This is a genomic window from Sphingomonas sp. 28-62-20 (genome assembly GCF_002281505.1).
Genome location: NZ_NCGH01000018.1, coordinates 50,730 through 66,734 on the forward strand (window position 1 = coordinate 50,730; position 16,005 = coordinate 66,734).

Below are 16,005 nucleotides of genomic sequence, written 5' to 3' on the forward strand. Positions count from 1 at the left end.
CGAATGAAATCCCTCGGGTCGCTTCTGGCCGCCGCGGTACTGCTCAGCGGCTGCGCCTATGCGGGGCCGCGCGCGCTTATCGCCACCCGGCCGCTTTATAATCAGGCGATCGCCCAGACCAATGACCAGGAACTGCTGCTGAATCTGGTGCGGATCCGGTACCGCGACACCACTTACTTCACGAGTGTGGAGCGGATCGCCGCGTCGCTCGAAATGAACATGTCGATCGGCAGCAGCGGCAGTTACAGCCAGACATCAAGCACCGCCGCCAAGGATACAATCGGCCGCGTCTTCGGCTTTGGGCCAGGCACGATCGCGCTGAACGAAAAGCCAACGATCTTCTACGCGCCGCTGGAGGGCGAGAAGTTCGTTCGGCAGATGATGACACCGATCAACCCCGAGATTCTGTTCTTGTTGGTGCGGTCCGGCTGGTCGATCGACCGGGCATTTTCGATCGGGGTGATCGAGATGAATGGGCTGAAGAACGCGCCGACCGCGTCTGGCCCCGCCCCGTCGCGCGAGCCGGAATTTCGCGAATTTGCCGATGCCGCCAAATTGCTGCGCGCGCTGCAACGCGACAATCGGCTCGATCTGGTCCGCATCCCAGGCGAAAAGCCGAGCATCGAACTACGCTTCACGCGCGGATCGGCTGCGAGTGAAGAGGCGCTGAAATTCAAGTCACTGACCGGGATCGATCCGTCCGCCGATCGCATCCGCATCATTCTGGCAGGCGATGCGCCGGATACCAAATCGCTGGTCATCACCACGCGCCCAGTAATGGCGGCGCTGCATTTCCTGGCGACCGGGGTGGAAGTACCGGGGCGTGATCTCGATGCCGGGCTGGTGCGCCGCACCACGCGGGCAGATGGCAGCCCGTTCGATTGGCAGGAAATGTTGGGTGGCGTGTTCCGCGTCCAGGTATCCGACCGGGAGCCGGTGGGAGCGACCACGATGGTCCACTATCGCGGCGCGTGGTTCTACATCGCCGATAATGATCTAGAGACTAAGTCGACCTTTGAATTACTGACCCAGGTCATCGCGTTGCACTCCGCCCCGCCATCCACCACCGCGCCCATTGCCTTTACCGTCGGCAAGTAACGGCGGCAAAGCGCAGTTTGACCGCCGCGCGGGCGGTGCCTTCGGCCATCACCCGCCCAGGTCGCGAAGAGCTGTCTTCAGGCGCGGCGCGACAAAATCCAGGAACGCCCGCAATTTGAGCGGCACCAGCTGAGCCGGGGGATGGACGAGATGGACGGGCATCGGATCGGGTGACTGGTCGGCCAGCAGCGGAATCAACTGCCCGTGACTGATCGCCTCTGCCGCCTGATAGGATAATAACCGGACGACCCCCATATCCGCGACGGCAGCCGCGATCACGGCATCGGCAGTATTCCCCGCGAAGCGCGGCTTGATGGCGATGGTGCGGGCATCGGCCCCCACCCCGAAGGGCCAATGGCGCGCGGGCTGCAATCCTTCGAACGCAATACAATCATGGGCGGCAAGGTCCTCAGGCGTTTGCGGGGTGCCGCGCTGTTCAAGATAAGCCGGGCTCGCGCACACCACCCAACCCGTTTCTCCAATCCGCCGGGCGACCAGGCCACTATCGGGCAGGCGACCGACCCGTACCGCGACATCGACATGGTTCTCGATCAAATCGACGACATAATCTGCTGCGATCACTCGCACATTCACTTGCGGATATTCGGCCAGAAAGGCCAACACCACCGGGGTCAGATAGGCCTTGCCAAAGCGCAGCGATGCCGTGACCAGCAACTCTCCGCTTGGGGTGCGATATTCGCCTGCCGCAGCCCGCTCGGCCTCTTCCAGCTCCCCCAGCACGCGCCGCGCGGCGGGCACAAACCCTTGACCAGCCTCTGTCAGCACGAGCTTGCGGCTGGTCCTGATCAGCAATTGCGTGCCGAGATGGGCCTCCAGCTCCGAAATCTTGCGGCTGACGGTGGGCAACGGCATGCCCAGTCGCCGGGAAGCGGCGGATAAGCTGCCGCCATCGACTGCAGCCAATAGAGTGCGCAGCGCATCGAAACGATCCATTCGGATATTCCATTTTGTGGAAGTCAACGTCTCAAAAATAACGTCTGCTGGCGATCAATGGAAGTTACTAATTCAGCGTCACCGGCCAATCAGGCCTGTTGCTGAAAGGCCTGCTGCTGAAAGGATTGCCTTCCCCCTTCCCTGACCATCGCGGCGATTGCCGACGGGCACGCATGACATCGGGCTGACCAGCCCAAAGCGTCGTGATCCTGCCCGTTCCCAGTCACCCAGCCAATTGCACCAGGCGCCACCCATTCGCGGTGGCGCCGTCGCCCCTCTGCACCCTGACCCCAAGGACGTTTGTGATGACCACTCGACTGCCCCTTTTCCATGCCGTTTCGATCGCCGCCGTGCTGATCGCAACCACCCTGACACCCCCCACCTCCACCCACGCCGCCGCCCCGGTAGCGGCCAGCAAAAAGGCTGTTTCAATGACCCAGACCACCTATCATTATGCCACCGTCAACGGCCGCAAGGTCTTCTACCGCGAAGCCGGTGACCCAAGCCTGCCGACGATCATCCTGCTGCACGGCTTCCCGACCAGCAGCTTCATGTTCCGCGATCTGATCCCGCAATTGGCGGGCAAATTCCATGTGATCGCGCCTGATTATATCGGCTTTGGCCAATCCGATGCGCCCTCGGCGACCGAGTTTGACTATTCGTTCGACAATCTCACCACCCATGTGACTGGCCTGATCGATCAGCTCGGCCTGAAGTCCTACGTCTTGTATATGCAGGATTATGGCGGCCCGGTGGGTTTCCGCATCTTCACCCAGCGCCCGGACGCGGTGAAGGGTTTCGTGATCCAGAACACCAACGCCTATATGGAGGGCGTCGGCGATCCGCCAAAGCTGGTGTTCCTGCCGCTATGGGCGCACCGCGATGCCAAATCCGAAGAGGGCGCGCGCAGCTTCCTCCAGGCCGGCACCACGCAGTTCCAATATACCGTTGGCGCGAAGAACCCCGACGCGATCAGCCCCGATAACTGGACGCACGACCAAGCTTTGCTCGATCGCCCCGGCACCGATGCCTATCAGCTCAACCTGCTGGAAAACTACAAGACCAATGTCGCGCTGTACGACAGCTGGCATGCGGCCTTCCGCCAGCATAGCCCCAAGACGCTGATCCTGTGGGGCAAGCATGATCCCTTCTTCATCGAAGCCGGCGCGACTGCCTTCCTGCGGGATCTGCCCAAGGCAAAGCTGGTCTGGCTCGATGCCGGCCACTTCGTCCTCGATGAAAACGCCGCCACCGTTGCGGCTGAGATCAAGGCCGAATTCGCGACAAAGTGACTCTGTCCCCCGCCCGGGCGTCGCCCCCTCGACGCCCGGGCACCCAACCCGCTTTCTCAGGGACTCCCCCAATGACCAAGACCTATCTCATCACCGGCGCCAGCGAAGGCATTGGCCTGGAAACCGCGCGGCTTGCCGTCGCATCGGGTGCTGCTGTGCTGATGGTCGCGCGTGATGCCGCCAAGCTGCAGGCCGCCGCCAACGGCCTGCCCGGCGCAATCCGCCCGCAAATCGTCGCTGTCGATCTCGCTGATCCGCAAGCGCTCAACGCCTTTATCGCTGCTCTGGATGCACAGGGCTATGTGCCGGAGGTGCTGGTCAACAATGCCGGGCACGGCGCATCAGGCGCATTTGCCGATGCCGATTGGGCGAAGATCGATGTCATGCTGCGGCTCAACATCAACGCGCTTGCCCGGCTCAGCCATTGGGCGGCCCGCGGGATGAAAGCGCGCAAGAGCGGGTCGATCGTCAACCTGTCCGCCGCCGTTGCGACCCGTCCGACGCCGTATTTTGCTGCCTATGCGGCATCGAAAGCCTTTGTGACCAACCTCAGCATCGCGATGTTCAGCGAGCTCCGCGCCTACGGTGTCTCGGTCTCCGCGATCCATCCACCGGCCGTCCGCACCAGCTTCGGCACGGCGGGCAAGGCGGACTTGAAAACCACCTTGGTGCACAAGCTTTTCCCGACCGTGGGCCCGAAGACCGTCGCCCGCGCGGTGATGAGCGCGGTGCGCCGCCGCCGCCGTTCGGTCATCATTGGACCAGTCGCCGCCATCGTGATGGGCACCGCCCCCATCCTGCCGCGCGGCTTCGATCTCGCCTTCATGACCCTGCTCTTCAAGGGCAAGCGGGCCGCTGCCTGAACGGCCCGTTCTCTGAAGGGATTGTGACATGACCACCCACCGACGTGATCCGTTGCCCAGCCCGTGGGGTGGATGGCGGCGACACGAAATCGGTCTAGCCCTGCCCCGCTCAGGAGAATGAAGATGCTTGTTTCAGGATTTGTTGAACGCCCCGATTACCGGGTCGATCTGCTCCCGCGCCGCAATCGAGTGACGGTGCAAGTCGGCGACCAGACCGTGGCGTCGAGCAACAGAACGATTGTTGTCGATGAGCAAGGCCATGGGCTGGTTTTCTATTTTCCGCCCGTGGATGTTGATTTCGACCGGCTGGTTGCCATCGACCAGCGAACAACGTTCTGCCCGTTCAAGGGCATTGCCCGTTATCTTGCGGCCAGCACCGCGCCCGAGCTACCGATCGCCTGGGCCTATGCGGATCCCTTTGTTCAGGTGGCTGCCCTGGCGGGCTATATTGCCTTTTATCAGGATCGGGCGATCATCACGGTCGGTGGCGAAGACCCAATTGGATAACCGAGCATCAAGCGGTCGCCGCCGCCCGACTCAATCAGCCGGAGCGACGGCGACGCCAGGTTATTTGACCGTCATCCCGGTCCATTTTGCGGCGAAGGCCCACAAGTCAGCCGCCTCCTCGATCACCTTGTCAGTCGGCTTACCACTGCCGTGCCCAGCGCGTGTTTCAATGCGAACCAAATGCGGCTTGGGGCCAATATCGGCATGCTGGATGGCAGCGGCATATTTGAAGGTGTGGCCGGGCACGACGCGATCATCGGTATCCGCCGTGGTCGCCAGGATCGCGGGATAAGCGACGCCTGATTTGACATTGTGATAGGGCGAATAGGCAAGCAGCACCTTGAAATCCGCCTCTTTCGACGGATAGCCATAATCATCGACCCAATAGCGCCCGGCGGTGAACCGGTCGAAGCGCAGCATGTCCATCACGCCCACCGCCGGCAATGCCGCCGCGAACAGATCAGGCCGCTGGTTGACAACGGCACCGACCAGCAGACCGCCGTTGGACCCGCCCTGGATCGTCAATTTGTCCTTTGTTGTGATGCCCTTCGCGATCAGATATTCGCCCGCCGCGATGAAATCATCGAACACGTTCTGCTTGTTCTCCAGCCGCCCGCCATCATGCCAGGCACTGCCATATTCGCCACCGCCGCGAATATTGGCGACGACGAGCACCCCGCCCTGCTCCATCCAGGCGAGCCGCGTTGCGGAAAAGCCCGGTGCGCTCGAAATGTTGAACCCGCCATAAGCGTAAAGCAACGTCGGTGCCGGGCCCTTGGGCAATGCCTTTTTGTGGACAACGAACATCGGCACTTTGGTGCCATCCTTCGACGCGTAGAATTTCTGCTCGACGACATAATCTGCTGGATTGAAGGCAACCTTCGGCGCGGCCCAGGGGGTCGCGGTGTTCGCCTTCGCGTCGTAATGATAAATCGTCGTCGGCGTAGCGAAGCTGGTGAACGCGAAAAAGGTTTCGGTATCGAGCTGATCGCCGCCAAAGCCGCCCACCGAGCCGATTCCGGGCAGGGGCAGGGTCCCGCGCTTCTTGCCATCCAGCGTGTACAGCCGGACTTCGCTTTTCACATCGACCAGATATTCGGCGACCAGATTGCCGCCGATGATGGTGGCGCTTTCGAGCACCGCCTTATCCTCGGGCACGATTTCACGGATCGCTGGCAGCTCGCCCGCCTTTGCCAGATCGGTCGCGACGATGCGCAGCTTGGGCGCGCCGCTGTTGGTCTTCCAGAACAGCGTGGCCCCTGCATTGCCGGCCAACTGCCACTCATATTCGAGCCCCGCGAACACCATTTGCGGTGCCGCGCCGGGCTGGGTCTGGTCGATCACATGCACCTCGTAACGGCGATCGGTGCCTTGGGTGGTGGCAATAACGAGCCAGCGACCATCATCGGTCAGCTGTGCAATATGGCCCTGGCGGGGTTTGTCCGGCGTGGCATAGATCAGCCGATCGGCCGATTGCGGCGTGCCGAGTTTGTGAAAAAAGACCTTCTGGTTTTCGTTCAGCGCCTGGAACTTCGCCCCTTCGGCTGGGGCCGGGAACGCCGAATAAAAGAACCCCGATCCATCCTTCGCCCAGCTGAGGCCAGAGAATTTCACCCATTCGATCGTGTCGCTCAACAATTGACCAGTGGCGACATTGAGCACCTTCAGCGTGCGCCAATCGGTGCCGCCATCCTGCACGCCGTACAGGACTTTGCTGCCATCTTCCGATGGCACCCATTCGGCCAGCGCCGTCGCCCCATCCTTCGACCAGCCATTGGGGTCGATCACCACGCGACCCTCTCCCGCCAGCGTATCGCGGACGTACAGGACCGACTGGTTCTGCAGGCCCGAATTACGGCTATAGAAATACTTGCCACCCTTCTTCACCGGCAAGCCGAAGCGCTCATAGTTATAGAGCTCTTTCATGCGCGCCTTGAACACGTCGCGGCCGGGGAGGTTTTCCAGATAGGCATTGGTCGTCGTCACTTGGGCGTCGACCCACGCCTTCACCTCGCTATCGGTACGAACATCATTCTCCAGCCAGCGATAGGGATCGGCAACTTTGACGCCAAATTGCTCGTCAACCTGATCGACGCGGCGGGTGGTGGGATAGGTGATGGAGGCGGTCATCTGCGTGCTTGTCTCCGGCGCGGGCTCAGCATGAAGCGGCAATGGCATGGCAAGCAGGATCAGCAATAGCGTGCGACGCATCAGGACAGGCTCCGAGCATAAAAAAGGAGCCGCACCTTTATCAGGCACGACCCCTTTCTCAACCCTTTGACCCAGCCGACACCAATGTCGGGCGACTAGGGCTATACCGGCGCTCAAGCGGCGTCGGCGTAATCTTCCTCGCCCATCACCGGGCCCGAATCCTGGCCCTTGGCCGACACATCACGATCAACGAATTCGATAATCGCCATCGGCGCGGCATCGGAGCCGCGCGGGCCCATCTTGATGATGCGGGTATAGCCACCATTGCGGTCGGCATAGCGGGCAGCGAGCACGTCGAACAGCTTGACCAGCTGCGCGTCGTCCAGGATGCGCGCATGCGCCAGGCGCCGGTTGGACAGGCCACCCTTCTTGGCGAGCGTGATCAGCTTTTCGACATACGGGCGCAGTTCCTTCGCCTTGGCGACGGTGGTAACGATCTGCTCGTGCTTGATGAGCGCTGCCGACTGGTTACGGAACAGGGCTGTGCGGTGGGCCGAAGTCCGCGAAAGTTTACGACCGCCTACGCGATGGCGCATGATTCATTCCTTCGTTCGTTAGGGGGCCGGATTAGGTACCCCAGACCAGGTTGGGACGGAGAGCCAACCAAATTACCGTCACCCCGGGGTTGACCCGGGGTCCCGCTTATTCACCCGACCCAGCAAAGCTGCGTCGTCGGTCCTCGCAGCGCGAGACCGACCGGGCTTGGCGATGGACCCGGGATTAGCTGTGCTAATCCCGGACGCCAAGCTCAGCCCATAATTTCCTGCTCAAGCTTCTTGGCCATTTCTTCGATGTTCTCAGGCGGCCAGCCGGGGATTTCCATGCCCAGTCGAAGCCCCATCGACGACAGCACTTCCTTGATCTCGTTCAAAGACTTGCGGCCGAAGTTTGGCGTGCGCAGCATCTCGGCTTCGGTCTTCTGCACCAGATCGCCGATATAGATGATGTTGTCGTTCTTCAGGCAATTGGCCGAGCGGACCGACAGTTCGAGCTCGTCGACCTTCTTGAGCAGATACCGGTTGATCTGCTGCGCGTCGCCAGCGACTTCGCCACCGGTTGCCGGGGCTGCAACGCCGATCGGTGCCGAACGGACCATCGCCGATTCATCGAAGTGCACGAACAGCGCGAGCTGGTCCTGCAAGATACGACCGGCATAGGCGACCGCGTCGTCCGGGGTCACCGTGCCGTCAGTCTCGACCGTCAGCGTCAGCTTGTCATAATCGAGTTCCTGCCCAACGCGGGTGTTCTCGACCTTGTACGAAACCTGACGCACCGGCGAATACAGCGCATCGACCGGGATCAGGCCGATCGGCGCGTCGGCCGGGCGGTTGGCGATGGCGGGGACATATCCCTTACCGACATCAGCCGTCAGTTCCATGTTCAGCGTCGCGCCGTCGTCCAGGTGACAGATCACCAGATTGGGGTTGAGCACTTCGATGTCGCCCGAAACCGCGATGTCGCCCGCGGTCACCTGGCCGGGGCCGGTTGCCGAAAGCTGAAGCCGCTTGGGGCCTTCGCCCTGCATGCGCAGCGCGATCTGCTTCACGTTCAGGACGATGTCGGTGACGTCTTCACGCACACCGGCCAGCGACGAGAATTCGTGCAGCACGTTTTCGATCTTGATCGACGTAACCGCAGCACCTTGCAGCGACGAGAGCAAAACGCGGCGCAGCGCATTGCCGAGCGTCAGGCCAAAGCCACGCTCGAGCGGCTCGGCGATGAAGGTCGCCTTGCGCTTGGTATCACCGCCGGGCTTGCGCTCAAGGCTGCTCGGCTTCTTCAGTTCCTGCCAGTTCTTTGCATTCACGGACACGGGCTTCCCCTTGGTTTTGGGCGGGAGCGGGGGCGTGCTCCGGCCGGTGGGAGACCTGTTCGCGCCAGCGGTTTAATCGCGCGCGAACAAGCCGGAATCAGACGCGACGACGCTTGGAAGGGCGAACGCCGTTATGCGGGATCGACGTCACGTCGCGGATCGAAGTGATCTGGAAGCCAACCGCTTGCAGCGCACGCAGCGCCGATTCGCGGCCCGAACCCGGACCCTTCACTTCCACTTCAAGCGTGCGCACGCCGTGTTCGGCAGCCTTGCGGCCAGCGTCTTCGGCGGCGACCTGAGCGGCATAAGGCGTCGATTTACGCGACCCCTTAAAACCCATCATGCCCGCCGACGACCACGAAATCGCGTTGCCCTGGGCATCGGTGATCGTGATCATCGTGTTATTAAAGCTGGCGTTCACATGCGCGACGCCGCTGGTGATGTTCTTGCGCTCGCGCCGACGAATGCGCTGAGGTTCGCGTGCCATAGTAGAAAAATCCTAACCCTGATGCTGAGACCGGGAGGCTGTCGGCTTCATGCCTGCCTCCGGCGGAGAAGTAAGCGCCCCGCGCTTACTTCTTCTTGCCGGCGATCGGCTTGGCCTTACCCTTGCGGGTGCGCGCATTGGTATGCGTGCGCTGACCACGAACCGGCAGGCCCTTGCGATGGCGCAGCCCGCGATAGCAGGCGAGATCCATCAGACGCTTGATGTTGATCGACACTTCGCGGCGAAGATCGCCCTCAACAGTGTGATCGGCATCGATCGTCTCGCGGATCTGGAGCACTTCCTGATCGCTCAGGTCCTGCACGCGACGCTCAGGCGCAATGCCCAGCTTGGTGGTGATTTCCTTGGCCTTGGTGTTACCAATGCCGTGAATATAAGTGAGCGCGATAACAACGCGCTTGTTCGTCGGGATGTTGACGCCCGCAATACGTGCCATGAAAGTGTTTCTCCTGCTCCACAGGGCCTGGCATGGCTGCACCGGCCCCATCTCATCGCGTTGATTTCCTAACGCACGATACCGGCGAGCGCGAAAGCGCCGCCGGCAACCGGTGGTTCGGAAGAGCACGCGCTTAGGCCGCAGCGCACAAGCTGTCAAGCGGTGTGGTGCAGTGCAACGCGGAAAGCTAAAATACCTCACACGGGGTGCCGCTGCAATCAGCAAATCGGCATCGCCCCCTGCAAAGCCGGTACAGCACTGGCGGTCAGCCCTTCTGCAGTCTCACGCAGCAAATGGCCGCGCCAAAAATAATCACCCTTGCGCGCGTTGCCGCCCTAAAACATGCTGGTTGCCGTGCAAATATGAGGCGCCGCCAACCGATGCCCTGGCTGTTCAACATCATTCTCGTCGTTCACGTCATCGCCGGCGCGGTTGCGCTCACCAGCTGCTGGGGATCGGTGCTGACCCGCAAGGGCGGCCCGGCGCACCGCCGCTGGGGTAAGGCTTTCACGACATCCATCTATGCCGCCAGCTTCATGGCATTGGGGATGGGCCTGTTGTCGCTGCGCTGGCCGCTGGCGATGCACCCGCAATTGACCGACGAAACGCTCTACCGCGGTCTATTTGGCTGGATGATGATCTATCTGGCGCTGCTGACGATGAGCATGACCCGCTATGGACTGCAGATGGTCGCCAACAAGCGCAACCACGCCGCCAACCGCCACTGGTCGATGATAGCGCTGCAACTTGCGGTGCTCGCGACCGGCACCAATTGTTTCGTGCAGGGCATCATGCTGAACCAGCCGCTGATGATCGGCGTGTCGATCATCGGCTTTGGCACCACCGCCACCTATTTATGGTATATGTTCAAGCCTGCCCCCGGCGCGCGCGATTACATCCCCGAACATCTGAAGGCGATGGTCGCGACCGGCATCGCCGCTTACACTGCGTTCCTTTCAGTCGGGCTGATCGAGTTGTTCCCCGAACATGCCTTCAACCCAATCATCTGGGTGCTGCCGACGGTCGTCGGCGTTGGTATTATTGGCTATTTTCTGCGCACCTTGCCGGGACGGGCACGCGCGGCGGCAAAGGCCACGCAAAGCACGACCTGAATCAGTTGGATCAGCGCGTGGTTGGCGGCTTCGGCGGCGGCGGTGCCGATTCAGCGGCAGATTTCAGGCCAAGCAGCTGTACGGCCAACACTTCATCCACCTTTGGCGCAATCGCTTCCGCGCCCCCCCGGATAGTGCCCGCAACAATATAGGTGAACGTCACCCGCGTCGCGCTGTCGCCTTCGCGTGCCAGCGCCCAGGTCAGCGTCCCCGTCACGGCTTCGGCCTGGAGCGGGCCGAGCCCGCCAGTCATTCGGATCATCCGCGGCGGCTGGATATAGAGAATTTGCGCATGGGCAATGCTCCCGCCATCGGCCAGCCGCTCGCAAAAACACCCCAAGGCTTGGCCATCGAGATAGAGATTGGCGCTGTCATCCGAATAGGTGTGTTCCTTGCTCCACCATTTTTGCGGATTGCGCAGGACGGGCCAGACCTGATTTATCGGCTTGTCGATCGTAATGCTCTGAGTCGTTTCGAACCCCGTGGCCGACATTTGCACGACCTCTGCACTGGCCGGCAGCGACGTCATCGCCAACATCATCGCCCAGAATAGTGATCGCTCCCGCATGTCGTTTCCCTCAGCTCGCGACGGCCCGGCTGGCAGCGTTTCCGTCGTCATTGTCAGTGGATGGCGGCAGGCTCTCCACCTGGTGCCGGACCCAGCGCATGAAATCCCGGCCAGCCTGCTGAACGCCCGCCGAAGACGCGCTATAGGCTTTGTCATCGCTATCGATCGCCACGGCGGACCAGCGTGCCTGATGGTCAGCAATCACGGCCCGCAATCCACTCAACCGCTGGCGCAGTTCAGCATAAACCGCCGCATTCTGTCTGATCGGGGGATACTCTTCGCCGATCGCCATGACCGTCATCATCCGCATCGCAAGCTCGCGCCGCGCCGCCGCCAGATCCTGCTTGCGCTGATCATCGGTGCGTTCTGCCACCGTCGCCAGACGCTTGGCGGTCGCTTCAATTGCGTCCATTTCCGAAAGTAACTGCGCCCGAGTCGTCATGGGCCGCTACATGCACATGCCCGCACGCGCCTGTCACGCCATTCGTCGCAAAATCGGCTTGCAATCAGCCGCCTGGATTCAGGATCGATTCGATCGCGGCGCTGACATGGTCAATGTCCGCCATCCCATCGACCCGCGAAACCAGCTCGCGCGCTTCGTAGATCGGCAGGATCGGCGCCGTCTTGGCGCGATATTCGGCCATACGCGTGCGGACGGTTTCGGCATTGTCATCAGCGCGGCGCTTGAATTCGGTGCCGCCGCAGACATCGCAGACGCCATCGACCTTGGGCCGGTTGAATTTGTCGTGATAATTGGTGCCGCAGCTGGCGCAGCTGAATCGGCCAACGATCCGCTCGACCAGCGCGTCCTCATTCACCTCAAGCTCAATGACGTGATCCAGCGTGCGGCCATGTGCCGCGAGCAGCGCATCGAGCGATTCGGCCTGGGTCGAGGTGCGCGGATAGCCATCGAAAATCGCGCCTTCATCGGCAGTGAGCGTACCAAGCTTTTCGTCAATCAATGCCGACACGATATCATCGGAAACCAGCCCGCCCGATTCCATCACGGCTTTGGCCTTCAGCCCGGCCGGGCTGCCCGATTTGACGGCCGCGCGCAGCATGTCGCCGGTCGAGAGCTGCACCATGCCATGCTCTGCCTGCAATCGGCTCGCTTGTGTGCCCTTACCCGCCCCCGGGGGCCCCAGCAGGATGATATTCAAATGCTCAGGTCCCCTCGTTCGGCGCCGACTCTCTTAGCGGAGTCGGCCGCCCTTCAGCTTGGCCTTCTTGATCAGATCGCCATATTGATGCGCAAGCAAGTGGCTTTGGATCTGCGTTACCGTATCCATCGTCACATTGACGACGATCAGCAAGCTCGTTCCACCCAGATAAAATGGAATCGACAGCGCCGAAACCAGATATTCCGGCAACAGGCAGATGATCGTCAGATAGCCAGCCCCAATCACCGTCAGCCGCGTCAGCACATAATCGAAATAAAGCTCGGTATTCTTGCCCGGACGGATGCCAGGAATGAAGCCACCGTGCCGCTTCAGATTGTCAGCCGTTTCCTCAGGATTGAAGACGACCGCGGTATAGAAGAACGAAAAGAAGATAATGCCCGCGCCATACAGCGACATATATAATGGCGAGCCATGCTGGAGATATTGGTTCATCGTGATGATGAAATCACCCCAGCCGCTCTGGCCCTGTACATAATTGCCAGCGAATTGCGTGATCGTCAGCGGCATCAGCAACAGCGACGAGGCGAAGATCGGCGGGATAACGCCGGCCGTGTTGATCTTCAGCGGCAAATGGCTGCGATCAGCCTGCATGCCGCGCTGCGTCTGGCGCTTGGGATATTGGATCAGGATGCGGCGTTGAGCGCGCTCCATAAAGCAGATGAACAGCACCAGAAATACCACTGCAGCGATGATGCCCAGCAGTCGAACGAGATCAAGCGAGCCGGTCCGGCTGCCCTCAAACAGATTATAAAGCGTGGTCGGCATGCTGGCGACGATGCCGGCCATGATGATCAGCGACACACCATTGCCGATCCCGCGGCTAGTGATCTGCTCACCCAGCCACATCAGGAACATCGTTCCACCGACCAGTGAGATCACGGCGCCCACGCGGAACATGATGCCCGGCTCGACGACGGCAGCCACACCCTGGCTTGCGCCGAAGGATTCAAGGCCGAGCGCAATGAAATAGCCCTGCACGATCGTCAGTCCAACGGTGCCGTAGCGCGTATACTGGTTCAGCCGCTTGCGGCCACTTTCGCCGTCCTTCTTGATCGCCGCCAGCGTCGGCGAGAGCGACGTCGCGAGCTGCACAACGATCGATGCAGTGATGTAGGGCGTCACGCCAAGCGCGGTCAGGCTCATGCGTTCCAGCGACCCGCCGGTGAACGAATTGAAAAGGTCGAGCACGCCGCCCTGGGTCTGCTGCGACAGCAGGCCAAGCGCGGTCGGATCAATCCCCGGCAGCGGCACGAAGCTGAGCAAACGAAATACCAGCAGCGCCACGATCGTGAACCACAGCCGCTTCTTGAGATCGGTCGCTTGCGAAAATTTCGCAAAGCTGATGCTGGAGGCCATTTGCTCGGCTACTGATGCCATCGGTTTGATCGTCCTGGAAACATAAACGGCGGGATCGTTTTCACCGCCCCGCCGCTCATATAGTCACGCAAGCGGGCTTGCCTAGCGTCTGATCGCCGAAGCGACGCGTTACGCCTTGAAAGACGCCTTATGAGCCTGGCGTTCTTTGTACTTAACGCCCTTCTTGGCCGCGGCTTTTTCATTGGCGGGCACGACATGGATCACATCGACCGTGCCACCCAGCTTCTCCACGGCTTCAATCGCGCCCTTTGACGCGCCAGCGACGGTGAAGCTCAGCTTGGTGGTCAGCTCACCCTTGGCGAGCAGGCGGACGCCGTCCTTGCCGCCACGTGCGAGGCCAGCGGCCTTGAGCGCTGCGTGATCGAGCGTACCATCGGCCGCGAGCTTGCCGGCATCGATCATCTTCTGGATCGCGCCCAAATTCACCTCGGCATAATCCTTGGCGAAAATGTTGTTGAAGCCGCGCTTTGGCAACCGCATGTGCAGCGGCATCTGGCCGCCTTCAAAGCCGGCGATGCTGACGCCTTCACGGCTCTTCTGGCCCTTCTGGCCACGGCCAGCGGTCTTGCCCTTGCCGGAACCGATACCACGGCCAACGCGCATCCGCGACTTGCGGGCGCCTTCATTATCACGGAGTTCGTTCAGTTTCATGGTCGTGCACTCGCTTTCGCTTATTTCGCGCTATTTCTAATTCTAAAGCCCCTCCCCTTCAGGGGAGGGGTTGGGGTGGGGGCTATCAACAGGCGCGGCGCTAGTGGAGAGCCCCCACCCCTGCCCCTCCCCTGAAGGGGAGGGGTTCCAGCCTTTTAGCCCTCGACGCTCAGCATGTGCGCCACCTTACGGATCATGCCACGCACTTCAGGCGTGTCAGTCAGCTCGACGGTCTTGTGCATCTTGTTGAGGCCCAGGCCAACCAGCGTTGCGCGCTGGTCGCTGGTACGGCGGATCGGCGAGCCGGTCTGCGTGATCTTGATGGTTGCCATCTGTCTTACTCCACGACCGCGAGCGCATCGGCTTCGGCGGTCTGTGACCCACCGCGACCGAGCAGATCGGCGATCTTCTTGCCGCGACGCTGGGCAACGGCCTTGGGGCTGGTCTGGTGAACCAGCGCCTCAAAAGTCGCCCGGATCATGTTGTAGGGGTTGGAAGTGCCGACCGACTTGGTCACCACGTCTGCCACGCCCAGCGATTCGAACACGGCGCGCATCGGGCCGCCGGCAATGATGCCGGTTCCCTGTGGCGCCGAACGAACCGTCACAAGACCTGCACCGAAATGGCCCTTGCCATCATGATGCAGTGTGCGGCCTTCCTTCAGCGGCACGCGAACCATTGCCTTCTTGGCAGCTGCCGTCGCCTTACTGATGGCTTCCGGCACTTCGCGCGCCTTGCCATGACCAAAGCCAACCCGGCCCTTGCCATCGCCGACCACGACGAGGGCTGCAAAACCAAAGCGCTTGCCGCCCTTCACCGTCTTCGACACGCGGTTGATATGGACCAGCTTTTCGATCAGCTCTTCGCCGCCGTCATCGCCACCGGGACCACCACGGCCGCGATTATCGCGACCGCCACGGCTGTCACGGCCACGGCCGTCACGGTTGCCGCCGCCACCGGGGCCGCCACGACCGGGGCCACGCCCGCCACGCGGGCCACCACGATTGTCGCCAGCCGGAGCGCCAGCGTCGGGCGCTGCCTGGATCTGGATTTCGTCAGCCATTCTTAAAACTCCAATCCGGCTTCGCGCGCGGCATCAGCCAACGCCTTGACGCGACCATGATACAGGAAGCCGCCACGGTCGAAGACGACCTGCTTGACGCCTGCCTGCACTGCCGCTTCGGCAACGCGCTTGCCCACGCTGGTTGCTGCTTCGATGTTGGAACCGTTCGTGCCGCGCACGTCCTTTTCCAGCGTCGATGCGGCAACGATCGTCTTGCCGGCGGCATCGTCGATCACCTGGGCATAGATGTGCTTGCCCGAACGATGGATCGACAAACGCGGACGGCCCGAACCCCGCGCGCGGAGCGCGGTGCGGTTGCGGCGACGCCGCTTCTCGAACAGAGACATTCCCTTGCTCATTACTTCTTCTTCCCT

The 16,005-nt window shown here is 61.6% G+C and carries 19 protein-coding genes; 5 read left to right on the forward strand and 14 right to left on the reverse strand.

Annotation, left to right across the window (positions count from 1 at the left end; genetic code table 11):
• Positions 1-3: 3 nt before the first annotated feature.
• Positions 4-1,098, forward strand: a complete 1,095-nt coding sequence (locus tag B7Y43_RS14895; protein ID WP_374132459.1) for a hypothetical protein — start codon at positions 4-6, stop codon at positions 1,096-1,098.
• Positions 1,099-1,146: 48 nt separating this feature from the next.
• Here the strand turns inward: B7Y43_RS14895 and B7Y43_RS14900 are convergent, their stop codons facing one another.
• Positions 1,147-2,052 (reverse strand): LysR family transcriptional regulator, encoded by a 906-nt coding sequence (locus tag B7Y43_RS14900; RefSeq protein WP_374132460.1) that lies wholly within the window; start codon positions 2,050-2,052, stop codon positions 1,147-1,149.
• A 305-nt stretch (positions 2,053-2,357) separates the two neighbouring features.
• On the opposite strand from B7Y43_RS14900, the gene B7Y43_RS14905 reads away from it, so the two are divergent.
• The 3 genes from B7Y43_RS14905 (at position 2,358) to B7Y43_RS14915 (ending at position 4,714) form a co-directional block, all read left to right on the forward strand.
• A complete protein-coding gene (locus B7Y43_RS14905) occupies positions 2,358-3,344 on the forward strand; it encodes an alpha/beta fold hydrolase (RefSeq protein ID WP_374132461.1) in 987 nt (328 codons plus the stop codon).
• A 71-nt stretch (positions 3,345-3,415) separates the two neighbouring features.
• Entirely contained in the window at positions 3,416-4,207 is a 792-nt protein-coding gene (locus B7Y43_RS14910; RefSeq protein ID WP_374132462.1) for an SDR family oxidoreductase, read from the forward strand.
• A 123-nt stretch (positions 4,208-4,330) separates the two neighbouring features.
• On the forward strand, positions 4,331-4,714 hold the full coding sequence (locus B7Y43_RS14915; protein ID WP_374132463.1) for a DUF427 domain-containing protein: 384 nt from the start codon (positions 4,331-4,333) through the stop codon (positions 4,712-4,714).
• A 60-nt stretch (positions 4,715-4,774) separates the two neighbouring features.
• Here B7Y43_RS14915 and B7Y43_RS14920 read toward each other — a convergent pair whose 3' ends face one another.
• The 5 genes from B7Y43_RS14920 to rpsM all read right to left on the reverse strand — a co-directional run bounded on the left by B7Y43_RS14920 (position 4,775) and on the right by rpsM (position 9,679).
• Positions 4,775-6,925: a prolyl oligopeptidase family protein gene (locus B7Y43_RS14920; protein ID WP_374132464.1), complete on the reverse strand. Its 2,151-nt coding sequence runs from the start codon at positions 6,923-6,925 to the stop codon at positions 4,775-4,777.
• A gap of 113 nt (positions 6,926-7,038) precedes the next feature.
• Positions 7,039-7,461: a bL17 family ribosomal protein gene (rplQ, locus tag B7Y43_RS14925; protein ID WP_374132465.1), complete on the reverse strand. Its 423-nt coding sequence runs from the start codon at positions 7,459-7,461 to the stop codon at positions 7,039-7,041.
• A 212-nt stretch (positions 7,462-7,673) separates the two neighbouring features.
• On the reverse strand, positions 7,674-8,738 hold the full coding sequence (locus B7Y43_RS14930) for a DNA-directed RNA polymerase subunit alpha (protein WP_374132466.1): 1,065 nt from the start codon (positions 8,736-8,738) through the stop codon (positions 7,674-7,676).
• Positions 8,739-8,835: 97 nt separating this feature from the next.
• The gene (gene rpsK, locus B7Y43_RS14935) at positions 8,836-9,225 is read right to left on the reverse strand and encodes a 30S ribosomal protein S11 (protein WP_066652168.1); all 390 of its coding nucleotides are present in this window, start codon (positions 9,223-9,225) and stop codon (positions 8,836-8,838) included.
• Positions 9,226-9,310: 85 nt separating this feature from the next.
• A complete protein-coding gene (gene rpsM, locus B7Y43_RS14940; protein ID WP_374127492.1) occupies positions 9,311-9,679 on the reverse strand; it encodes a 30S ribosomal protein S13 in 369 nt (122 codons plus the stop codon).
• A gap of 362 nt (positions 9,680-10,041) precedes the next feature.
• Between rpsM and B7Y43_RS14945 the strand changes: the two genes are divergently transcribed.
• Positions 10,042-10,791, forward strand: coding sequence for a hypothetical protein (locus B7Y43_RS14945; protein WP_374132467.1), 750 nt, complete (start codon positions 10,042-10,044; stop codon positions 10,789-10,791).
• Between the two features lie 10 nt (positions 10,792-10,801).
• Here the strand turns inward: B7Y43_RS14945 and B7Y43_RS14950 are convergent, their stop codons facing one another.
• The 8 genes from B7Y43_RS14950 to rplR all read right to left on the reverse strand — a co-directional run bounded on the left by B7Y43_RS14950 (position 10,802) and on the right by rplR (position 15,990).
• Positions 10,802-11,359: an SRPBCC family protein gene (locus B7Y43_RS14950; protein ID WP_374132468.1), complete on the reverse strand. Its 558-nt coding sequence runs from the start codon at positions 11,357-11,359 to the stop codon at positions 10,802-10,804.
• 10 nt (positions 11,360-11,369) lie between these two features.
• Positions 11,370-11,801 carry a hypothetical protein gene (locus B7Y43_RS14955; protein WP_374132469.1) on the reverse strand — a complete coding sequence of 144 codons (432 nt, stop codon included), beginning with the start codon at positions 11,799-11,801 and terminating at the stop codon, positions 11,370-11,372.
• Between the two features lie 64 nt (positions 11,802-11,865).
• Positions 11,866-12,519, reverse strand: coding sequence for a nucleoside monophosphate kinase (locus tag B7Y43_RS14960; RefSeq protein WP_374132470.1), 654 nt, complete (start codon positions 12,517-12,519; stop codon positions 11,866-11,868).
• A gap of 33 nt (positions 12,520-12,552) precedes the next feature.
• Complete coding sequence (secY, locus tag B7Y43_RS14965; RefSeq protein WP_374132471.1) at positions 12,553-13,917, reverse strand: preprotein translocase subunit SecY; 1,365 nt, start codon at positions 13,915-13,917, stop codon at positions 12,553-12,555.
• 108 nt (positions 13,918-14,025) lie between these two features.
• A complete protein-coding gene (gene rplO, locus B7Y43_RS14970) occupies positions 14,026-14,568 on the reverse strand; it encodes a 50S ribosomal protein L15 (protein WP_374132472.1) in 543 nt (180 codons plus the stop codon).
• 155 nt (positions 14,569-14,723) lie between these two features.
• Positions 14,724-14,900: an uL30 family ribosomal protein gene (rpmD, locus tag B7Y43_RS14975; RefSeq protein ID WP_374132473.1), complete on the reverse strand. Its 177-nt coding sequence runs from the start codon at positions 14,898-14,900 to the stop codon at positions 14,724-14,726.
• Between the two features lie 5 nt (positions 14,901-14,905).
• Positions 14,906-15,631 (reverse strand): 30S ribosomal protein S5, encoded by a 726-nt coding sequence (gene rpsE / locus B7Y43_RS14980; RefSeq protein ID WP_374132474.1) that lies wholly within the window; start codon positions 15,629-15,631, stop codon positions 14,906-14,908.
• A 2-nt stretch (positions 15,632-15,633) separates the two neighbouring features.
• Positions 15,634-15,990, reverse strand: a complete 357-nt coding sequence (gene rplR / locus B7Y43_RS14985) for a 50S ribosomal protein L18 (RefSeq protein ID WP_374132476.1) — start codon at positions 15,988-15,990, stop codon at positions 15,634-15,636.
• Positions 15,991-16,005 lie beyond the last annotated feature (15 nt).